This window comes from Halobacillus yeomjeoni (genome assembly GCF_020171525.1).
GTDB classification, from domain to species: domain Bacteria; phylum Bacillota; class Bacilli; order Bacillales; family Halobacillaceae; genus Halobacillus; species Halobacillus yeomjeoni.
This window is the reverse complement of the sequence record NZ_JAIVAI010000001.1, coordinates 405,616-421,636: the sequence shown is the minus strand read 5'-3', so window position 1 is coordinate 421,636 and position 16,021 is coordinate 405,616. Positions and strand designations below refer to the sequence as shown.

The window sequence follows — 16,021 nt, the reverse complement described above, 5'->3', positions numbered from 1 at the left end:
AAAAACCATAGACGTAATCGTCTATGGTTCATCATCATTTCTTATTGAATTGTCGTCCCATCGCTTTTTCCATCAATACAGGGGCGAGTGAATAAACTTTGCTCCCTGAATCCATCCACACAGGAAGGTTGATTTCCCGTTGTTTCGTAAATAGGGAATCGACGATTTTCAGTGCAACATGATTCGGATCCAGCATGAATCGATCGACAGCCCTTTCGTAATTGCCTGAAGGATCAGCTTGTTGGAAGAAATTCGTCCTCACTGGACCAAGGTTGACGGATGTGACAAAAATGCCGTCTTTTTCGACTTCCATCCTCAATCCGTTGGTGAAGCCTATGACTGCATGTTTAGTGGCAGCGTATACGGCAGACTTGGGTGTTGCCATCTTTCCAGCCTGTGAAGCGATGTTTACAATGTGGCCGTTCCCCTGCTGTAGGAAATGAGGCAGCAATTGATGTGTCGCCCGAAACAATGATTTCACATTGACAGAGAGCATCCGGTCGATATCCTGCCACTTCGCTTCAGAAACAAGATCGAACACAGCCATTCCTGCATTATTGATCAAAGCATCCAACGATCCATGTTCATAGCAGATACGGTCGATGACGTCCTTCCATTCTGCATCATTAGAAAGATCCGCCTTATACCAATAGCAGGATACACCAAACGTCTCTTCAATCTTTTCTGAGATGATATGCAGTCTTTCCCCGGACCTTGCAATTAAGATCGGCACACCACCTTGACGCGCTACGTGGATGGCCAGGAATTGGCCGATTCCGCTCGAAGCTCCGGTTATCATCACTTTCTTCTCTTTTACCAATCGATTCATAAAAGCATCACCTGTTTACATAATATAATTTCTGCAGACCAGAATAAGACGTTTTTAATTGTCCGGTATGTTCTAAGTAATCCAATTGACCAATGGTCTCTGACATCGTCAAGCCGAATTGGCTTTCGATATGTTTCGGAAAAAGTTGTTTACACACTTCATATGCACCTAAAGGACCGTCTTCAAACATTTTTAAAACCTTTTCAGCGCGTTCCACCTGCTTTTTCAAGCGTCTGCGAATCAATGCATGAGCTTGATCGAAGACCTTGCCATGACCGGGATATACAATCTGAATATCGAAATTCAATAACTTTTCCATGGATGCGCGGTATTGAAGCAAAGGACGAGGACGCTCTTCACCTTCTTCATAAGGCGGTTCCAACAAAGGATTAGACGAAATGGGCTCGAGCAGATGATCTCCTCCGATGAATGCGCCGTCCGCTTCCCTGTAAAAAGATATATGACTTTGAGCATGCCCTGGTGTCTCCACTGTCACCCATTCATCGTGACCTGGAATGACTCCCCCATCCGTCAGCTCTTTCGTAAGCGATCCTTTGGAACTGAATTCAAGTGGCTTTTTCAACCGTTTCAGCAAAGGATAGTACTGTTCCGGCACCCCTGATTCCTGATACATTTCATAGAAGAATTGTTCGTAACGTTTGAAAAAAGTTTCATCTCTTTCCAGCCAGGGTCGTAGTTTCGGATGTCCGGCTACACTGCTCACATTCGGAAGCTTTTCCACAAGTCCCATATGATCGGGATGATGATGAGTCAAAACGACTTGTTCGATGTCTTCCGGTGTATAGCTACATTCTGCAAGCTGTTTTACTAGAGCCTGCCACGCATCATCCGTTTTCACTCCGGCATCGATCAAGGTCAGACGGTCCCCTTCCAATAAGTATACATGGACATCCCCTACGGCATAAGGCGTTGGTAAAGTGATTTTTTTAATGGTATCTTTCATGGTCTGCATCACGTATCCTCCACACACTGAATGATCATTCATTATTCACTTATTGTAGCATGATTTTAATATAAAATCTCTTTTCTCTTACTATTCCACTACTTCATTCCTAATAAAAAGGCTCTGTTAAAGTCTGTTGTTGATATTTTAAACGATTACTAAATAGTCCCGGTCTGAGACTAGGTCTCCGGTCCGTTATTTACTCAGAGCATGGGATGGCAGGGAAAACAGTCCGCTTTCCGCGGGGAACGCTGAGCCTCCTCAAACTTCGTTCTCCGGGGTCTCACCTTGTTCCTTTTTCCCGCAGGAGTCTACCTGTTTTCCCTGCCATCCCGTTCGTAGTTGGTGTAACGGACTTCAGTTATGGTCTTTCCGATCCTCCTACTTTGAAGAGGCGGCCTTTTAGAATGGCGAGACTCCTGTAGGAGAAAGGTACATCGTGAGACCCCGGAAGGCGCAGCCTGAGGAGGCTCACGGTACCCTACGGAAAGGGAGGCATTCTAAAAGGCTGCCTCATACAATACCCAGGTCGGAAAAAGCTGATATGAGCTCACATGTGAAATGACAACAGCAAGCAATAACAGAGCCAATAAAAAAGGCTTCCTGTTAAAGAAGCCCTTTTCGTGAAATGCCAGGATTTATTGATTAGTTTGAAAGAAATACTGGATAGTTTTCGTCATAATTTCAGGCAGTTTTTCGAAACTGTACGTCAACTCCAGCCGTTCCGTCCACTGATGCGGGTCCCTGCCTACAGGTCCGATATTGATGATCGGCATAGTGACGGACTCCATCGCCTCCGTCGGCAGTTCATATCCATTCCCCTGTAGCGGCATTTGTTTCAACAAGTCTTCCATCGGAGACTTGTTCGGAACCGGTCCGACGAAGCTCAAATCCGATAACCCAGTAAAGAATTGCACCTCTGCCAAATCGACGGAGAACTTTTCTTTCGCATAGTCCATCGCTACTTTTGCACCTGCTTGGATCCATTCATCATGATGGGATGACACAGACGGGTAGAAAGGTGGACTATAAAATAAAACGATCATCGGGCTGATATCCTTACACAAGGAAGCCAGCGATTGGACAAGTGTCGTTGAAAAATCTCGATCTCCTTGATCGCGCTGATTGATTAACCGGTTTTGGCGGCGCTCAACTTCTTGTGCCCCATACCTTATCACCGCTTCTTTATACAATTGATCGAACGTTAAAATTCTAATATCGGGCGAATAGGCTGAAGTCTGAGTTCCACTTAAGTAAAAAGCAGCCTGGTGATGATAGTGGTTGATGATTTTTGCTCTTGCTCTCTGCGCCGCCTGCAATAATTTTTCATTGATATCCTGAATGGTTTGTTTCATGTACAGCACGTTATACATGGCAACCGCTGCCTGCGGCGTCTGGACGGAGTACTCATGTTTCAGATCGCGAAGCATCAAGCTGATCGGAGGTGGTGTCCTCTCGTCATCAACCTGCTCGATGAATGCTTCATTCAACTCCATCTCCTGCGCCAGATAACTGACCATCAAGTTTGCATTCAACCCCGCGAACGGTTCACCAGCATGCGTTTCTTTTCCATAACATAAAAAACCGGGAAGGACTTTACCGATGGAACCGGTATAAAGATAGTAAGCAGGATCTCCTGGGTATTTACTGAACATCGGCTCCCCATTCATACAAACTTTATAGTCGAGGCTCTCCCGGTCTTTGATTTCTTTCAGTACAGGCAGAGCTGCAAGCATCCCCTCCGAATTGACTTCTTCGTCCGGTACGGCGACAAGAAGCAGGTTCCCTTCGAAATCCCCGTCCATAGCTTTCTCCAACAAGGATAAGTGCACCGTCAACCCTGCCTTCATATCCATCGTTCCCCTGCCGAAAAGCCAATTACCGGACAAAAGATCCCGGGCAGCTTCCTTTGGAAGGTCATCAATGATTTTATGTAACTCCTGAGTGAGCTCTTTCGGATAAAAAGCCAGGTTTTCAAACGAACCGTAATCCTCTACACCGACGACATCAGCATGAGCAATGAGGACGATCGTTTCCTTGGCATCGCCTTTTTTCACAAGAGCTGTCAATAACTGGCGCCCATCTTCCAAAGGATGCAAATTCAAGTGTTCAGGATGGTTTTGATAATATTTACGATCTTCTAAAATATAATATAAGTATTCCATGATTGCGATTTCTGCGTTACTGTGTGTGATACTCGGATGTTCTACAAGAGAACAAAGGAGATCGGTCAATTGTTCCTTCGTCTGCCACTTTCTCATTTGCGACACTCCTTCATTGACTTTTCTTAAATAATCGAACACAATCAAAATCAAGTCCCACTGGAAAAAAAGAGGTGATTTCCGATGGTCAAAACTATGATTTATGCCCACCGAGGAGCAAGTAAACTAGCCCCTGAAAATACGATGCCAGCTTTTGAACTTGCCTGTGCTGCAGGTGCCGAGGGAATTGAAACGGATGTTCAACTGACCAAAGATCAAGTCCCTGTTCTCATTCACGATGAAAATTTACGCCGGACGACAAACGGTACAGGCTTCGTACAAGACTATACATATGCACAACTACGCCTACTTGATGCCGGCAGCTGGTTTAATCCTAAATTTTCTGACACTTATATTGTAACACTCGATGAGTTTTTGCGTTGGTTTAAAAATCACCCTATGTTTTTGAATGTCGAATTGAAAACCAATGTCATCGAGTATAAGAACATCGAACAAATCGTATATGACTGTCTGATAGATCACCATGTACTGGATCGGACGGTCATTTCGAGCTTCAATCCGGACAGCCTCACCCGTATGAAAAAGATCAACCCCTCTGTCGAGACAGCTTTTCTCACATCCACAAATATGCGTAACCTGCCTCAATACGCGAAATCACTCGGTACGGACGCGCTTCACGTCAAACACCGGCTGTTAGATAAAAAACTGGTCAAGCGCTGTCACAAACAAAAGCTTGACTTAAGAATTTATACTGTCAACAGACCTGCGATGATGAAAAAGTGCTTCAAACTCGGCGTGGACGCTTTTTTCACCGATGTTCCCCATCAGGCGCTGGAATATCGACAGTTGTACAAAGAAAATAGAAAAGGATAATGTATATGTTTTGGTTACTATTGTTATTGGCCATCTTTTGGACCGTCATTCTGGTCGATTTTTTGATTGGTCTTAAGAAAATTCCTTCCATTGATAATGTAGAGGCTGTAGAAATGGACGAGTTTGTTTCGGTGATCATCCCTGCGAAGGATGAACAGGAATCCATCCGACAAACCATTATGTCATTACTGAATCAGAGGAAAGTCAACCTGGAGGTTATTGCAGTCAATGACAGATCCGAGGACCAGACAGGTGCAATTATGAAAGATTTAGCTGAGGTCTATCCCAATGTAAAAATGATGAATATTGAACACCTTCCTTCTGGTTGGCTTGGCAAAAATCATGCTCTTTCCCGTGGAGTATCAGCAGCTGCTGGTACTCATTTACTTTTCACAGACGCAGACATAAAGTTCGAAAGTCAAGCCCTTGCAAAAGCCTTGACTTATATGAAAGAGAAAGAGCTTGACCATTTGACTGCCGCTCCAGACTTGAGGGGAAATTCCTTCTTATTGAGAGGGCTCATTTCCTTTTTCCTATTCGGCTTCAATTATTTGAAACGTCCATGGACAGCGAATCTAAAAAATAATAAAGGCGGAATGGGTGTAGGCGCATTCCAACTGCTTACTCAGGACTGTTATCAGTCCATCGGCGGACATGAAGCGATCAAAATGCGTCCTGACGATGACCTTGCCCTTGGCATGCGTATTAAAAGAAAAGGGTACCGACAAAACCTCGTTACAGCTCTGAACAGCTTGTCTGTCGAGTGGTATCCGAATACAAAAGCGGCTTTGCGAGGTTTTGAGAAAAATGCTTTTGCGGGCCTGAATTACTCCATCCCCCTCGCCCTGACAGCCTTAGCCGGGGTCTTTGTCTCCCATCTGTTTCCGTTCCTGTTTCTGTTCAGCCCGGTTGGTGCAGTTCAAATCATTAGCGGTTTGAACGTCGTTTTGTTATTTTATTTGTATGCCTTATCGACAAAACGGCTGACCACTTATCCGCTGCGTCTCGTGTTCGCTCTTCCCATTTTCGCCCTGTTGTTCGTGTATATGTTAGCGCGTGCACTGGTTCTGACGTGGATTCGTGGAGGGATTGAATGGCGAGGAAGCCGTTATACATTAAAAGAATTGAAGCAGCATTTCCGAAATAATGAGGAGGACTAATCATTGAAGCACCAACTCTTTTCACCTTTTACCATAAAAAATGTTACCTTGAAGAACCGCATCGTCATGTCACCGATGTGCATGTATTCCGCTTATGATCAAGATGGTCATACACAGCCGTTCCATATAGCCCACTATGAAAGCAGGGCGGCCGGACAAGTCGGCCTAGTCATGACAGAAGCGACATCTGTTCTGCCGGAAGGACGGATTTCCCACGAAGATTTAGGGATATGGGAGGATGCGCATATAGAAGGTTTAAGAGATATCACAGCCTCCATTCACCGCCATGATGCTAAAGCTGCCATCCAGCTCGCTCATGCGGGGCGTAAGGCGAATCTGAATGATGAAATTTTCGCTCCAAGCCCAAAAGCATTCAATGAATCTTTGAAAGAGCCGACTGAAATGTCTGAGAACGATATCAGGCGGACAATACAAGCCTTCAAAGAAGGGGCAAGGCGTTCGAAGGAAGCAGGGTTTGACATCATTGAATTGCACGGAGCTCATGGGTATCTCATCAATCAGTTTTTATCTCCTTTGACGAACGACCGAACAGATGAATACGGTGGTGATCGTGAAGAACGATACCGCTTCCTGCGGGAAATCATTGAAGCTGTGAAGGAAGTATGGGAAGGACCATTGTTTGTGAGGATTTCCGGCGACGAATATCAAGAAGATGGCAACACGATGGATGATTTCATCTTCTTTTCAAAAGAAATGAAGGCACAAGGCGTCGACCTGATAGATGTCAGTTCAGGGGGCGTCGTTCCGGCGGCTATTGAACCTTACCCTGGTTACCAAGTGAAATACGCCGAACAAATAAAAGAAGGGGCCGAAATTGCTACAGGAGCAGTCGGGCTGATCACCAGCGGTATTCAAGCAGAAGAGATTCTGCAAAATGACCGTGCAGATTTGATATTCCTTGCACGTGCGTTACTGAAAAACCCTTACTGGCCGAAGCAGGCCGCAGATGAAATGGACTTCCCTTTGGAAGGTCCACGTCAATATACGAGAGCTTGGTAAAGAAGGTATTGCGGGATTTCAGCCAAGTATTGCGTATTTTCCTCAGGTGATTGCAGTTTTTCAGCTCAACTTTGCGTATTTTCATCTGTTGATTGCAGGATTTCAGCTCAACTTTGCGTATTTTCCACTCTTTATAAAAACTGTCGATCTAATTCGGCAGTTTTTTTTCTTATGGAGTGTATAGAACAAGTACGGGTGGTATGATGGTACATAATAGGAGGTTGTACATATGGAACTATTTTTTTTAGGCACGGGATCCGGTGTCCCATCAAAAGAACGGAATGTGTCCTCGCTCGTCCTCCGCATGCTGGAAGATCGAGGGACGACATGGGTTTTTGATTGTGGAGAAGGAACCCAACACCAAATTCTCAACACACCAATTCGACCTCGACGGATAGAAATGATCTTCATCACACATCTGCACGGAGACCATATATACGGTCTTCCCGGCCTATTGAGCAGCCGCTCTTTCCAGGGCGGGGAAACTCCGGTTACCGTGTTTGGACCAAGAGGGTTAAAAGAATATATCGACATTAGTCTAAAACTGAGTGGGACGCATTTGCGCTACCCGCTGCATATAAAGGAAGTGGATGAAGGAATTCTATTTGAAGATGATAATTGTTCTGTGGAAGCAGTCAAACTCGAGCATGGATTGGAAAGCTTTGGGTATATTCTAAAAGAGAAAGATCAAATCGGTGAACTGCAGCCCGATAAATTACAAGCGCTCGGAATCCAGCCGGGTCCTATCTATCAAAAAATTAAAAGTCAGCTGGAAACCAAATTGGAAGATGGGCGCGTCATTCAGCGTGACGACGTGATCGGACCGCCAAAAAAAGGGCGTAAAATCGCCATTCTAGGTGACACCCGCTACATTCCGGAATTGAAACACCATGTGAAAGAGGCTGATGTATTAGTCCATGAAGCAACTTTTGCAAGTGAAGAAACAGAGATGGCTCACGACTATTATCACTCCACCGTCCAACAAGCAGCAACGCTCGCAAAAGAGGCGCAAGTCAAGCAGCTCGTTCTCAATCATATTTCTTCCAGATACCAGGGAGATGCCATAGAAAAACTGGAAGCTGAAGCAAAAGAAATCTTTAAAAACACCGTTATCGCTTACGATTTTTACAGACATTCGATTCCACGTAATAACTAGGAGGTTTTTTTATGATGCATCCGATTGTACAGCAGCAAAAAAAATGGTTCAGTGAAGGACACACGAAGGAATACTCTTTCCGTAAAGAACAATTGCAGAAGATGAGAAAAATGCTGGACACCTTCGAAAAGCCGATTATCAATGCTTTAAAATTCGACTTGAACAAATCCGAATATGAGGCATACGCATCAGAAATCGCTTTTCTGAAAAGTGAAATCGATCATCATTTGAAAAATCTTAAGCATTGGATGACGCCTGAAAAAGTGAAAGCCCCTTTTACGCATACAGGGACGAAAAATTTCATACATAAAGAGCCATATGGGACTGTGCTGGTCATCGGTCCATGGAATTACCCTTTTCAGCTTGCGCTTGCTCCTGTAATAGGAGCGATTGCTGCTGGAAATACGGTCATCATCAAACCTTCAGAATTGACTCCGACAGTCGCCTGGGTGACGAAAAAAATGATTGAACATTACTTCCCCCCTTATATCATATCCGTGGTCGAAGGTGGAAAAGAAGTCACCCAGAAACTGTTAGAGGAACCGCTTGATTATGTATTTTTCACAGGTAGTGTAAAAGTCGGAAAAATCATCATGGAAAAAGCAAGCCAGCAACTCATCCCTGTCACGCTTGAGCTGGGGGGCAAAAGCCCTGCTATCGTTCAAAAGGATGCATCCATAGAGTTGTCGGCAAAACGGATTGTCTGGGGAAAATATACGAATGCAGGTCAAACCTGCATTGCTCCGGACTATCTGTTTGTCCACCATGAAGTGAAAGCTCCATTGATTCATGCTATGAAGAAGTACATCAAAGAATTTTATGGAGAGCGTCCATTAGATAACCCGGATTACGTAAAAATCATTAACAAGGAACATTTCGACCGTCTTTCCTCCTACCTTGAAACGGGAACTGTCGTCTCTGGTGGAAGCATGAACTCAGAATTCGAAAAGATGGAGCCTACGATTCTCGATCAAGTTACATGGGCAGACCCTATCATGCAGGATGAAATTTTTGGTCCCATCCTGCCTATCTTGACCTTCGATCATCTCGATGAAGTCATAGAACAAATCAACCGCCGTCCAAAGCCGCTTGCCTTATATTATTTCGGGAACGATGAAACGGAACAGGAAAAAATCACGAACTCCATATCATTTGGCGGTGGCTGCATCAATGATACCCTTTATCATATATTGAACCCCAACCTCCCATTCGGAGGCGTCGGAGAAAGCGGAATTGGTCAGTACCACGGAAAAGCGAGTTTCGATACATTCACCCATAAGAAGAGCATAATGAAACAAACGACGAAATTCGATCAAAACTTCCGCTATCCCGGGTCAACATTAGGGCTGGCCTTAATCAAACGGATTTTAGGATAAAGAAACCCCACTCGACTATGAGTGGGGTTCTTCTATTAATCCTGCTGCTTTTTCAAAGCCTCTTGTAAAGAGACTTTTTTCAATTTTTGTTTCGATAAAGTTAAAGATAGAGCATAAGTCAAGGTAATGACCGAAAAGCCTATCAAAACCATCCACCATGAAACCTCTGTCGGCATAAGAAAGCCTGTTTCTTTTACAAGACTGTTCATCGTACCCTCCAAGCTGAGAACAGCGAGAGGAATGGAAGCAAAAAAGGAAAGCATTACGACAGGCGTATATACGCTCAAAACCAGCTTTGAAACTTCTTTATCGTGATAGCCCATGACTTTGAACAAAGATATCGAAGGAGAATTCTCTTCTACAATCAAATTCGTCAACAAAGTGAGAACGATCACTCCGATGATGACAGCAAAAACAGCCATTCCTATGACAGAAGACTTGGTCGCTCCAGAATTGGATTCAAAGCTTTCAATGACCTTCTGCTTATCTTCTATCATGAATATATTTTCATTCATCTTCGGTTTCTGACCCTGCCATATAGAAGTGTAGGCATTTCCAGGGAATCCTAAAAATTCATTCACTTCGGATTTTGGAAGGTAGATGCTTGTGCCTATAAAGACATCAGCAATACCTGCGACTTCAATCGTCCGTTTCTCATCATTCAAAGAGTTCGTCAAGGTGATTTCATCTTCTTCACTGACTCCTAAGATTGCAGCGAGTGGTTTACTGAGAACTGCTCCTTCGCTTAAACGATCATTCAATTTTTCACCTTCTGAAGATAAGTTCAAATATTCCGTTCCAGGTTCGATCCCATAAATAAGAGCTTTGTTTGTATCGTTTTCTGTAGTGACTTCCACTTCACTTGAGGTATAGGGGCTTATGCCATCCTTTGTTTCATCTGTATCTGTCATCAGCGTTTTGTAATGGATCGCATAGTCGTAGGTATAAATCTCTTCATAAGTCGTTTCCACAAGCCGGTCCATGGAGTTGAACATGATTAATCCGAAAAACAATAAGACAGTTGAAAACATGACACCAAGGAAAATATAGAAACTCCGCCACTTACTTCTTACCATCAGACGTAGACGGAATCTCTTGATAAAGTTTCCACTGTTCAATACTGGCAGCTTTTCAAGCCATGACTTTTTCCCGGTCGCCATTTCTTTCGGGCGAAGCAGGGTCAAAGGATCCACCTTCAAAGCTCTCCATATCACTATAAATGTCAGCACAAGCAGAAGCCCTAAAGGAGTCGCTACCCCGAGCACCAATACCATCGGATCCCAGTCAAACAAGGATAAGGAAGGCAGATTGAAGAATTGGGCATATAAATTAGAAAGCGGAATCGAAAGACCGATACCAGCAAGAGTTCCTAAAACTGTGCCTGAAAGTCCTACAAACCAGGCATAGCCTAAGTAATGACGAATCAATTCATTCTTCCTGTAGCCTATAGCCATGAGTGTCCCGATTTCCTTACGCTGTAAATCAAGCCGCCTCTTCATCAGCAGGAGTACCATCGCTATAGATAATGCTAAAACGAATAATGGAAGTGTCGTTATCGTCGTTTGTGCTCCTTCGATTTCATTCTCAACAAATTGAATACGAGCATTATCTTCATGACCGACAAATTGCAGCAACGTCGATTTTTCATTTACACTCGCGCGCATGCCCTCAGGAACACTATTCGTTTCTGACCATCCAATTACTTGAATTTGTTCTTCCCCTTGAATGTTTACCAGCGTTTCCTTTGATGTAATCCCGAACCCGAATTGATCAGGGTTACTCAAAAGATCAGATTGCTGCTGAATCATATAGATGTAATCCGGCAGATATACATAACCTGTCACTTCAGCTTTTGTACCTGCCAGTGTAATCGAATCTCCAATTTCGTACCCATGCTGCTCAGCAAAAACTTTTGCCAGAGCAATTTCGTTTTTTCCTTGAGGCATCACACCCTGAGAAACGAAAGGAACGTTCACTTCCTCAGAAGTATTGAACAGCCGCAATACAGCGTCTTGATCGATATCCAGATCCTGAAATCTTCTTTCTTCAAGAGTGACATCATATTCAGACTCTAGTTCCTGGAGTTGACTGTTTTTAAGCGGCTCTCTAGTCATAAAATGGAACGTTTCCTGCTTATAATCATTCTTGAATATGCGGTTTCGTTGGTCGAGAGTGCTGATGGCCATCGATAACGATGTATACAAAGTCACCGCCAATACAAGAAGAAAAACAACGCCGATATATTGGAATTTTTTCTCTTTGATTGTACGGAGAATGGACTTTCTTAGTATCACGCCCAAGTCACCTTCTCAGGATCGACCGGTGATTCATTATCAAAAGATTCAACGATAGAACCACTGCTCATTTTTATGATTTTATGCGCCATTGCACCGATTCCGTGGTTATGGGTGATGATTAATACTGTTGTTCCGAACTCTTCATTCACGTACTTTAATAAACGAAGAATCTTTTTTCCTGTCACCTCGTCCAACGCTCCTGTCGGCTCATCACAGAGTAAAAATTGTGGGTTCTTTATCAACGCTCTAGCTATGGCTACTCGCTGCTGCTCACCACCACTCAACTGGTAGGGAAACTTATCCTTTTTATCATACATGCCCACCTTCTCCAACATGCTTTTCATATCAAGAGGATTTTCGCTCAGTTCTCTACCGACCTCCACGTTTTCCTGAACGGTTAATGTGGGAATGAGATTGTATTGTTGGAATATGAATCCGGCATATTTGCGTCTGAAATCAGTCAGTTGATGGTCTTTCAAAAATTCCAGCTGTTGACCAGCTACCACTAACGTTCCGGAATCAAATCGGTCAATACCTCCAATAACGTTGAGTAATGTAGACTTTCCTGATCCTGAAGGGCCGAGGATGGTTACGATTTTATGATCGGGAATCTTCAAGGTAGCTTCTCTAAGCGCGTGAATCGTTACTTCTCCACTTTCATAGGTTTTCGTTACGTTCTCCACGTTGATCGTCATAGCCTCATCCCTCATCATTTAAATTTTTGACTAAAATGTGTACTTCATTTAAGTTTACTTTACAATCCCATCACCTACAACGACTTTATGTAAAACCAAATCTTCCTATTGTTCCTTACGTAATCACAAAAAAAGAACCCGGAAACAAGTTCCGGGTTAAAGATCAGTTAAGAGTTATTGAGACGGCTCTCAAAAAGAAGGCATGTTATCCAAATTGTTCGTCGGATCTCCATCAGGCTGACTTCTAAGGTGCAGCTCTCCGTCTTTTCCGTTTATCAGCTGAACGTGTTCAATTTCACCATTCTTAGCCATTTCGTGGGCTGTTTTGTAATCCACGACTGTTCCTGAAGACAATTTCATCTCTTTGATGCTTCCTTGACCATTTTTTCTGACTGCTACTATTCGTTCAGGCATACTCCTCACCTCCCTGATAAGAAGTAAAGAAAAGGCAGCTCATCCCAGCTGCCTTTTCTTTTATAAATCGTGTGAAGATTTTTGTTTGTCACGAGAATGATTCGCTGTTTTAACTTTATGTGAACCAGACATCGCTTCGCCCATCCCTTGCTCAGGGGATTTCGGCAACTTCGGTCTGCGTTGTTGTTTCGGTCCCATTCTTCTGCCCGGCATAGGTCATCCTCCTCTGAAGGTGCTATCTGCGCTTACGTGCTTCCTCTGGTCCCTCCATTGTGGTGGCACCAGGGTAGCTTAAGCTTTGATTTCTGTCAGACTCTACTCGCCCCGATTTCTTCAATTTCTTTTCTTGACGGTCTCTGCCCATTAGAAAAAGCCTCCCTTCCCTATTTAGTATGAAATAAAGGGAGCGAGGCATACGATGATATCTTTGCCAAATATGGTTTTAATCTTTTTTATAATCATCAAGAAAATCTTTTTGAAAGCTCGTGGAAACCTTACCTTCAGAAGGCATGGAAATGGTGCGGAATGGATTGCTTCCGTATTTTTCAGTCAAATTGTCTATGGCCTGATACAATTTTTCTTTATCCGCATATTGTTCGTAATTGAACAAGTCCAATTGCTGGGTCACCTCTGATTTTTCAGCCAAATCGGATGCTGTCACTCCCAGCAGCCTCACCGGATTTTGATTCCAATGTTCATCAAACAACTGTAGAGCTACTTGAAACAAGTCATCTGACTTACTGATGAAATCACTTAACTGCCTGCTTCTTGTCACCGTTTTGCGATCGTGGTAACGAATCATCAGTTGAATATTTTTGGTGAGAACTTTCTTATTCTTCATTCGAGCTTCCACTTTATTGCACAAACGCCGGAGTACCGACTGAATTTCTGTATCTTCTGTCGTGTCCTGCGGCAGGGTGGTTGATGTACCTATGCTTTTGAAATCATGAACAGCATCAGGATCCACGGGGCGGTCGTCTTGACCATTGGCACGGTTTTGCAGGCGCTCACCATTGATACCAAGCACTTTTTTAAGATCAAGGACTGGATGCTTCGCCAAGTCTTCAATCGTCTCTATTTTTAATTTTCGCAGCTTTTCCCCTGTTTTTTCTCCTACGCCATACATTTCTTCAATCGGCAGGGGCCATAATTTATGACTTAAGTCACGCTTTCTCAAAATGGTGATTCCCATAGGCTTTTTCATATCCGAAGCCATTTTTGCCAAAAATTTATTAGGTGCGATCCCGATACTGCACGGAAGATCAAGTTCTTCATATATCCTTTTCTGAATTCGTTCAGCAATTTGAGGAGGAGATCCCTGATCCGCACAATCAGTGACATCCATGTATCCCTCGTCGATGCTCACAGGCTGGACGAGGGGAGTGACATCCGCTAAAATTTTAAACATTTCTTTAGATGCTGTTCGATACCTTTCAAAGTTCGGTCTCATTACAATTAAATCCGGACAGAGTTTTCTCGCCTCCCAAAGCGGCATTGTCGTTTTAACTCCGAACTTCCGCGCCTCGTAGCTGCTGGTGACTACAATACCCCTGCGCTCTTCAGGATTGCCTGCAATCGCCAGTGGTTTTCCCTTCAAAGAAGGGTCAAATGCCATTTCGACAGACGCATAGAAACTATTCATATCCACATGAAAGATGACCCGGCCTTTTTTAGGATACCACTTCGACACAATAACCCTTCCTTTACTCGAACTCTTGTTCTTCTATTATAACACGGCAGGAAAACCGTTATCAGTGACAAGAAGAATTAGATTAAAACCGTCTGAACGAACAACAAAATCTAATACAGGAATAAAAAGAGAGCGGACATCCGTCCGCTCTGACAGTCTTTATTGCTCAGCCACCTCTTGAATGATTGCTGCTACCAGCTCAGCTGTTTTTTCTAATTCAGCTACCGGCATACGTTCATTCGTCGTATGAATCTCTTCGTACCCGACGGCCAGGTTGACAGTCGGCACTCCGTGTCCGGCGATGATGTTGGCATCGCTGCCTCCACCGCTTGTCAACAACTCACTTTCTCTGCCGATTTTAGCCGCGGCGGTACGTGCCACTTCCACTACTTGGTCACCCGCTTGCTGCTTGAATCCTGGGTACATGACTTGAACATCAAGTTCGACCTCTCCGCCCATTTCTTCAGCTGTTTCTATAAATGCTTTTTTCATCTTTTCTACTTGCTCTTCCATCTTTTCAGGAACCAAAGAGCGAGCCTCTGCCAGAATTTCTACATGATCACATACAATGTTTGTCTTTTGACCACCTTCAAAGCTTCCGATGTTAGCTGTTGTCTCATCATCGATTCGTCCTAGAGGCATTTTAGCGATTGCGCGGGAAGCGAGTGTAATTGCAGACACTCCCTTTTCAGGGGCCACGCCGGCATGCGCAGTTTTACCTTTTACGATCGCATTGATTTTCGCTTGTGTCGGTGCTGCGACGATGATATTACCGACTTGACCGTCACTATCAAGAGCGTATCCGTATTTCGCTTTCAACATGGAAGCATCCAAAGCTTTTGCACCTACAAGACCACTCTCTTCGCCGACAGTGATGACAAATTGGATATCCCCATGCTCTACATCATTCTCTTTAAGAGAACGAACCGCTTCAAAAATCGCAGCCAAACCCGTTTTATCATCAGCACCAAGAATGGTTGTTCCATCTGTGATGACATAACCATCTTCGATCGATGGACTGACTCCTTTACCCGGAACGACTGTATCCATATGAGAAGTGAAGTAAATCGTATCTACTCCTTCTTTCGTCCCTTTCAATGTACATATCAGATTGTTTGCTCCATGGCCGGTTATGTTTTTTGCGTCATCTTCAACAACCTCTACGCCGAGGTCTTCAAATTTTCTTTTTAGGATTTCTGCGATTTCAGATTCTTCTCCGGTTTCAGAGTCAATTTGAACCAACTCCAGAAATTCATCAAGCAGACGTTCTTTATTAATCTTCAGCATATGGTTTCCTCCTTATATGTAAACCCATTCCTCTTAGT

The 16,021-nt window shown here is 43.8% G+C and carries 15 protein-coding genes; 5 read left to right on the top strand and 10 right to left on the bottom strand.

What is annotated here, in order from left to right; all coding sequences use genetic code 11:
* Window positions 1–34: 34 nt before the first annotated feature.
* The 3 genes from LCL89_RS02145 to LCL89_RS02135 all read right to left on the bottom strand — a co-directional run bounded on the left by LCL89_RS02145 (window position 35) and on the right by LCL89_RS02135 (window position 4,054).
* Window positions 35–829 carry an SDR family NAD(P)-dependent oxidoreductase gene (locus tag LCL89_RS02145; protein WP_224807428.1) on the bottom strand — a complete coding sequence of 265 codons (795 nt, stop codon included), beginning with the start codon at window positions 827–829 and terminating at the stop codon, window positions 35–37.
* A gap of 7 nt (window positions 830–836) precedes the next feature.
* On the bottom strand, window positions 837–1,802 hold the full coding sequence (locus tag LCL89_RS02140) for an MBL fold metallo-hydrolase (protein WP_224807426.1): 966 nt from the start codon (window positions 1,800–1,802) through the stop codon (window positions 837–839).
* 629 nt (window positions 1,803–2,431) lie between these two features.
* Window positions 2,432–4,054, bottom strand: a complete 1,623-nt coding sequence (locus tag LCL89_RS02135; protein WP_224807424.1) for a M20/M25/M40 family metallo-hydrolase — start codon at window positions 4,052–4,054, stop codon at window positions 2,432–2,434.
* A gap of 84 nt (window positions 4,055–4,138) precedes the next feature.
* Here LCL89_RS02135 and LCL89_RS02130 point away from each other — a divergent pair, with 84 nt between their 5' ends.
* The 5 genes from LCL89_RS02130 to LCL89_RS02110 all read left to right on the top strand — a co-directional run bounded on the left by LCL89_RS02130 (window position 4,139) and on the right by LCL89_RS02110 (window position 9,600).
* Window positions 4,139–4,888, top strand: a complete 750-nt coding sequence (locus tag LCL89_RS02130; RefSeq protein WP_224807423.1) for a glycerophosphodiester phosphodiesterase — start codon at window positions 4,139–4,141, stop codon at window positions 4,886–4,888.
* Window positions 4,889–4,893: 5 nt separating this feature from the next.
* Window positions 4,894–6,048, top strand: coding sequence for a glycosyltransferase (locus LCL89_RS02125; protein WP_224807422.1), 1,155 nt, complete (start codon window positions 4,894–4,896; stop codon window positions 6,046–6,048).
* Window positions 6,049–6,051: 3 nt separating this feature from the next.
* Window positions 6,052–7,068 (top strand): NADPH dehydrogenase NamA, encoded by a 1,017-nt coding sequence (gene namA, locus LCL89_RS02120; protein WP_224807421.1) that lies wholly within the window; start codon window positions 6,052–6,054, stop codon window positions 7,066–7,068.
* A gap of 229 nt (window positions 7,069–7,297) precedes the next feature.
* Window positions 7,298–8,224: a ribonuclease Z gene (rnz, locus tag LCL89_RS02115; protein WP_224807420.1), complete on the top strand. Its 927-nt coding sequence runs from the start codon at window positions 7,298–7,300 to the stop codon at window positions 8,222–8,224.
* A 14-nt stretch (window positions 8,225–8,238) separates the two neighbouring features.
* On the top strand, window positions 8,239–9,600 hold the full coding sequence (locus tag LCL89_RS02110; protein ID WP_224809533.1) for an aldehyde dehydrogenase: 1,362 nt from the start codon (window positions 8,239–8,241) through the stop codon (window positions 9,598–9,600).
* A gap of 35 nt (window positions 9,601–9,635) precedes the next feature.
* Here LCL89_RS02110 and LCL89_RS16815 read toward each other — a convergent pair whose 3' ends face one another.
* From LCL89_RS16815 to LCL89_RS02075, 7 genes are all read right to left on the bottom strand, one after another.
* The gene (locus tag LCL89_RS16815; protein WP_224807419.1) at window positions 9,636–11,894 is read right to left on the bottom strand and encodes an ABC transporter permease; all 2,259 of its coding nucleotides are present in this window, start codon (window positions 11,892–11,894) and stop codon (window positions 9,636–9,638) included.
* On the bottom strand, window positions 11,891–12,592 hold the full coding sequence (locus LCL89_RS02100) for an ABC transporter ATP-binding protein (RefSeq protein ID WP_224807418.1): 702 nt from the start codon (window positions 12,590–12,592) through the stop codon (window positions 11,891–11,893). The genes LCL89_RS16815 and LCL89_RS02100 overlap by 4 nt, the downstream gene beginning before the upstream one ends.
* A 189-nt stretch (window positions 12,593–12,781) precedes the next feature.
* Window positions 12,782–13,006, bottom strand: a complete 225-nt coding sequence (locus LCL89_RS02095) for a DUF3892 domain-containing protein (RefSeq protein WP_197316382.1) — start codon at window positions 13,004–13,006, stop codon at window positions 12,782–12,784.
* A gap of 60 nt (window positions 13,007–13,066) precedes the next feature.
* A complete protein-coding gene (locus tag LCL89_RS02090) occupies window positions 13,067–13,219 on the bottom strand; it encodes a small acid-soluble spore protein P (RefSeq protein WP_197316383.1) in 153 nt (50 codons plus the stop codon).
* Between the two features lie 22 nt (window positions 13,220–13,241).
* The gene (locus LCL89_RS02085) at window positions 13,242–13,370 is read right to left on the bottom strand and encodes a YpzI family protein (RefSeq protein WP_197316384.1); all 129 of its coding nucleotides are present in this window, start codon (window positions 13,368–13,370) and stop codon (window positions 13,242–13,244) included.
* A 78-nt stretch (window positions 13,371–13,448) separates the two neighbouring features.
* Window positions 13,449–14,696 carry a DNA polymerase IV gene (locus LCL89_RS02080; protein ID WP_224807417.1) on the bottom strand — a complete coding sequence of 416 codons (1,248 nt, stop codon included), beginning with the start codon at window positions 14,694–14,696 and terminating at the stop codon, window positions 13,449–13,451.
* Between the two features lie 159 nt (window positions 14,697–14,855).
* The gene (locus LCL89_RS02075) at window positions 14,856–15,983 is read right to left on the bottom strand and encodes a M20/M25/M40 family metallo-hydrolase (protein ID WP_224807416.1); all 1,128 of its coding nucleotides are present in this window, start codon (window positions 15,981–15,983) and stop codon (window positions 14,856–14,858) included.
* Between the last annotated feature and the right edge of the window lie 38 nt (window positions 15,984–16,021).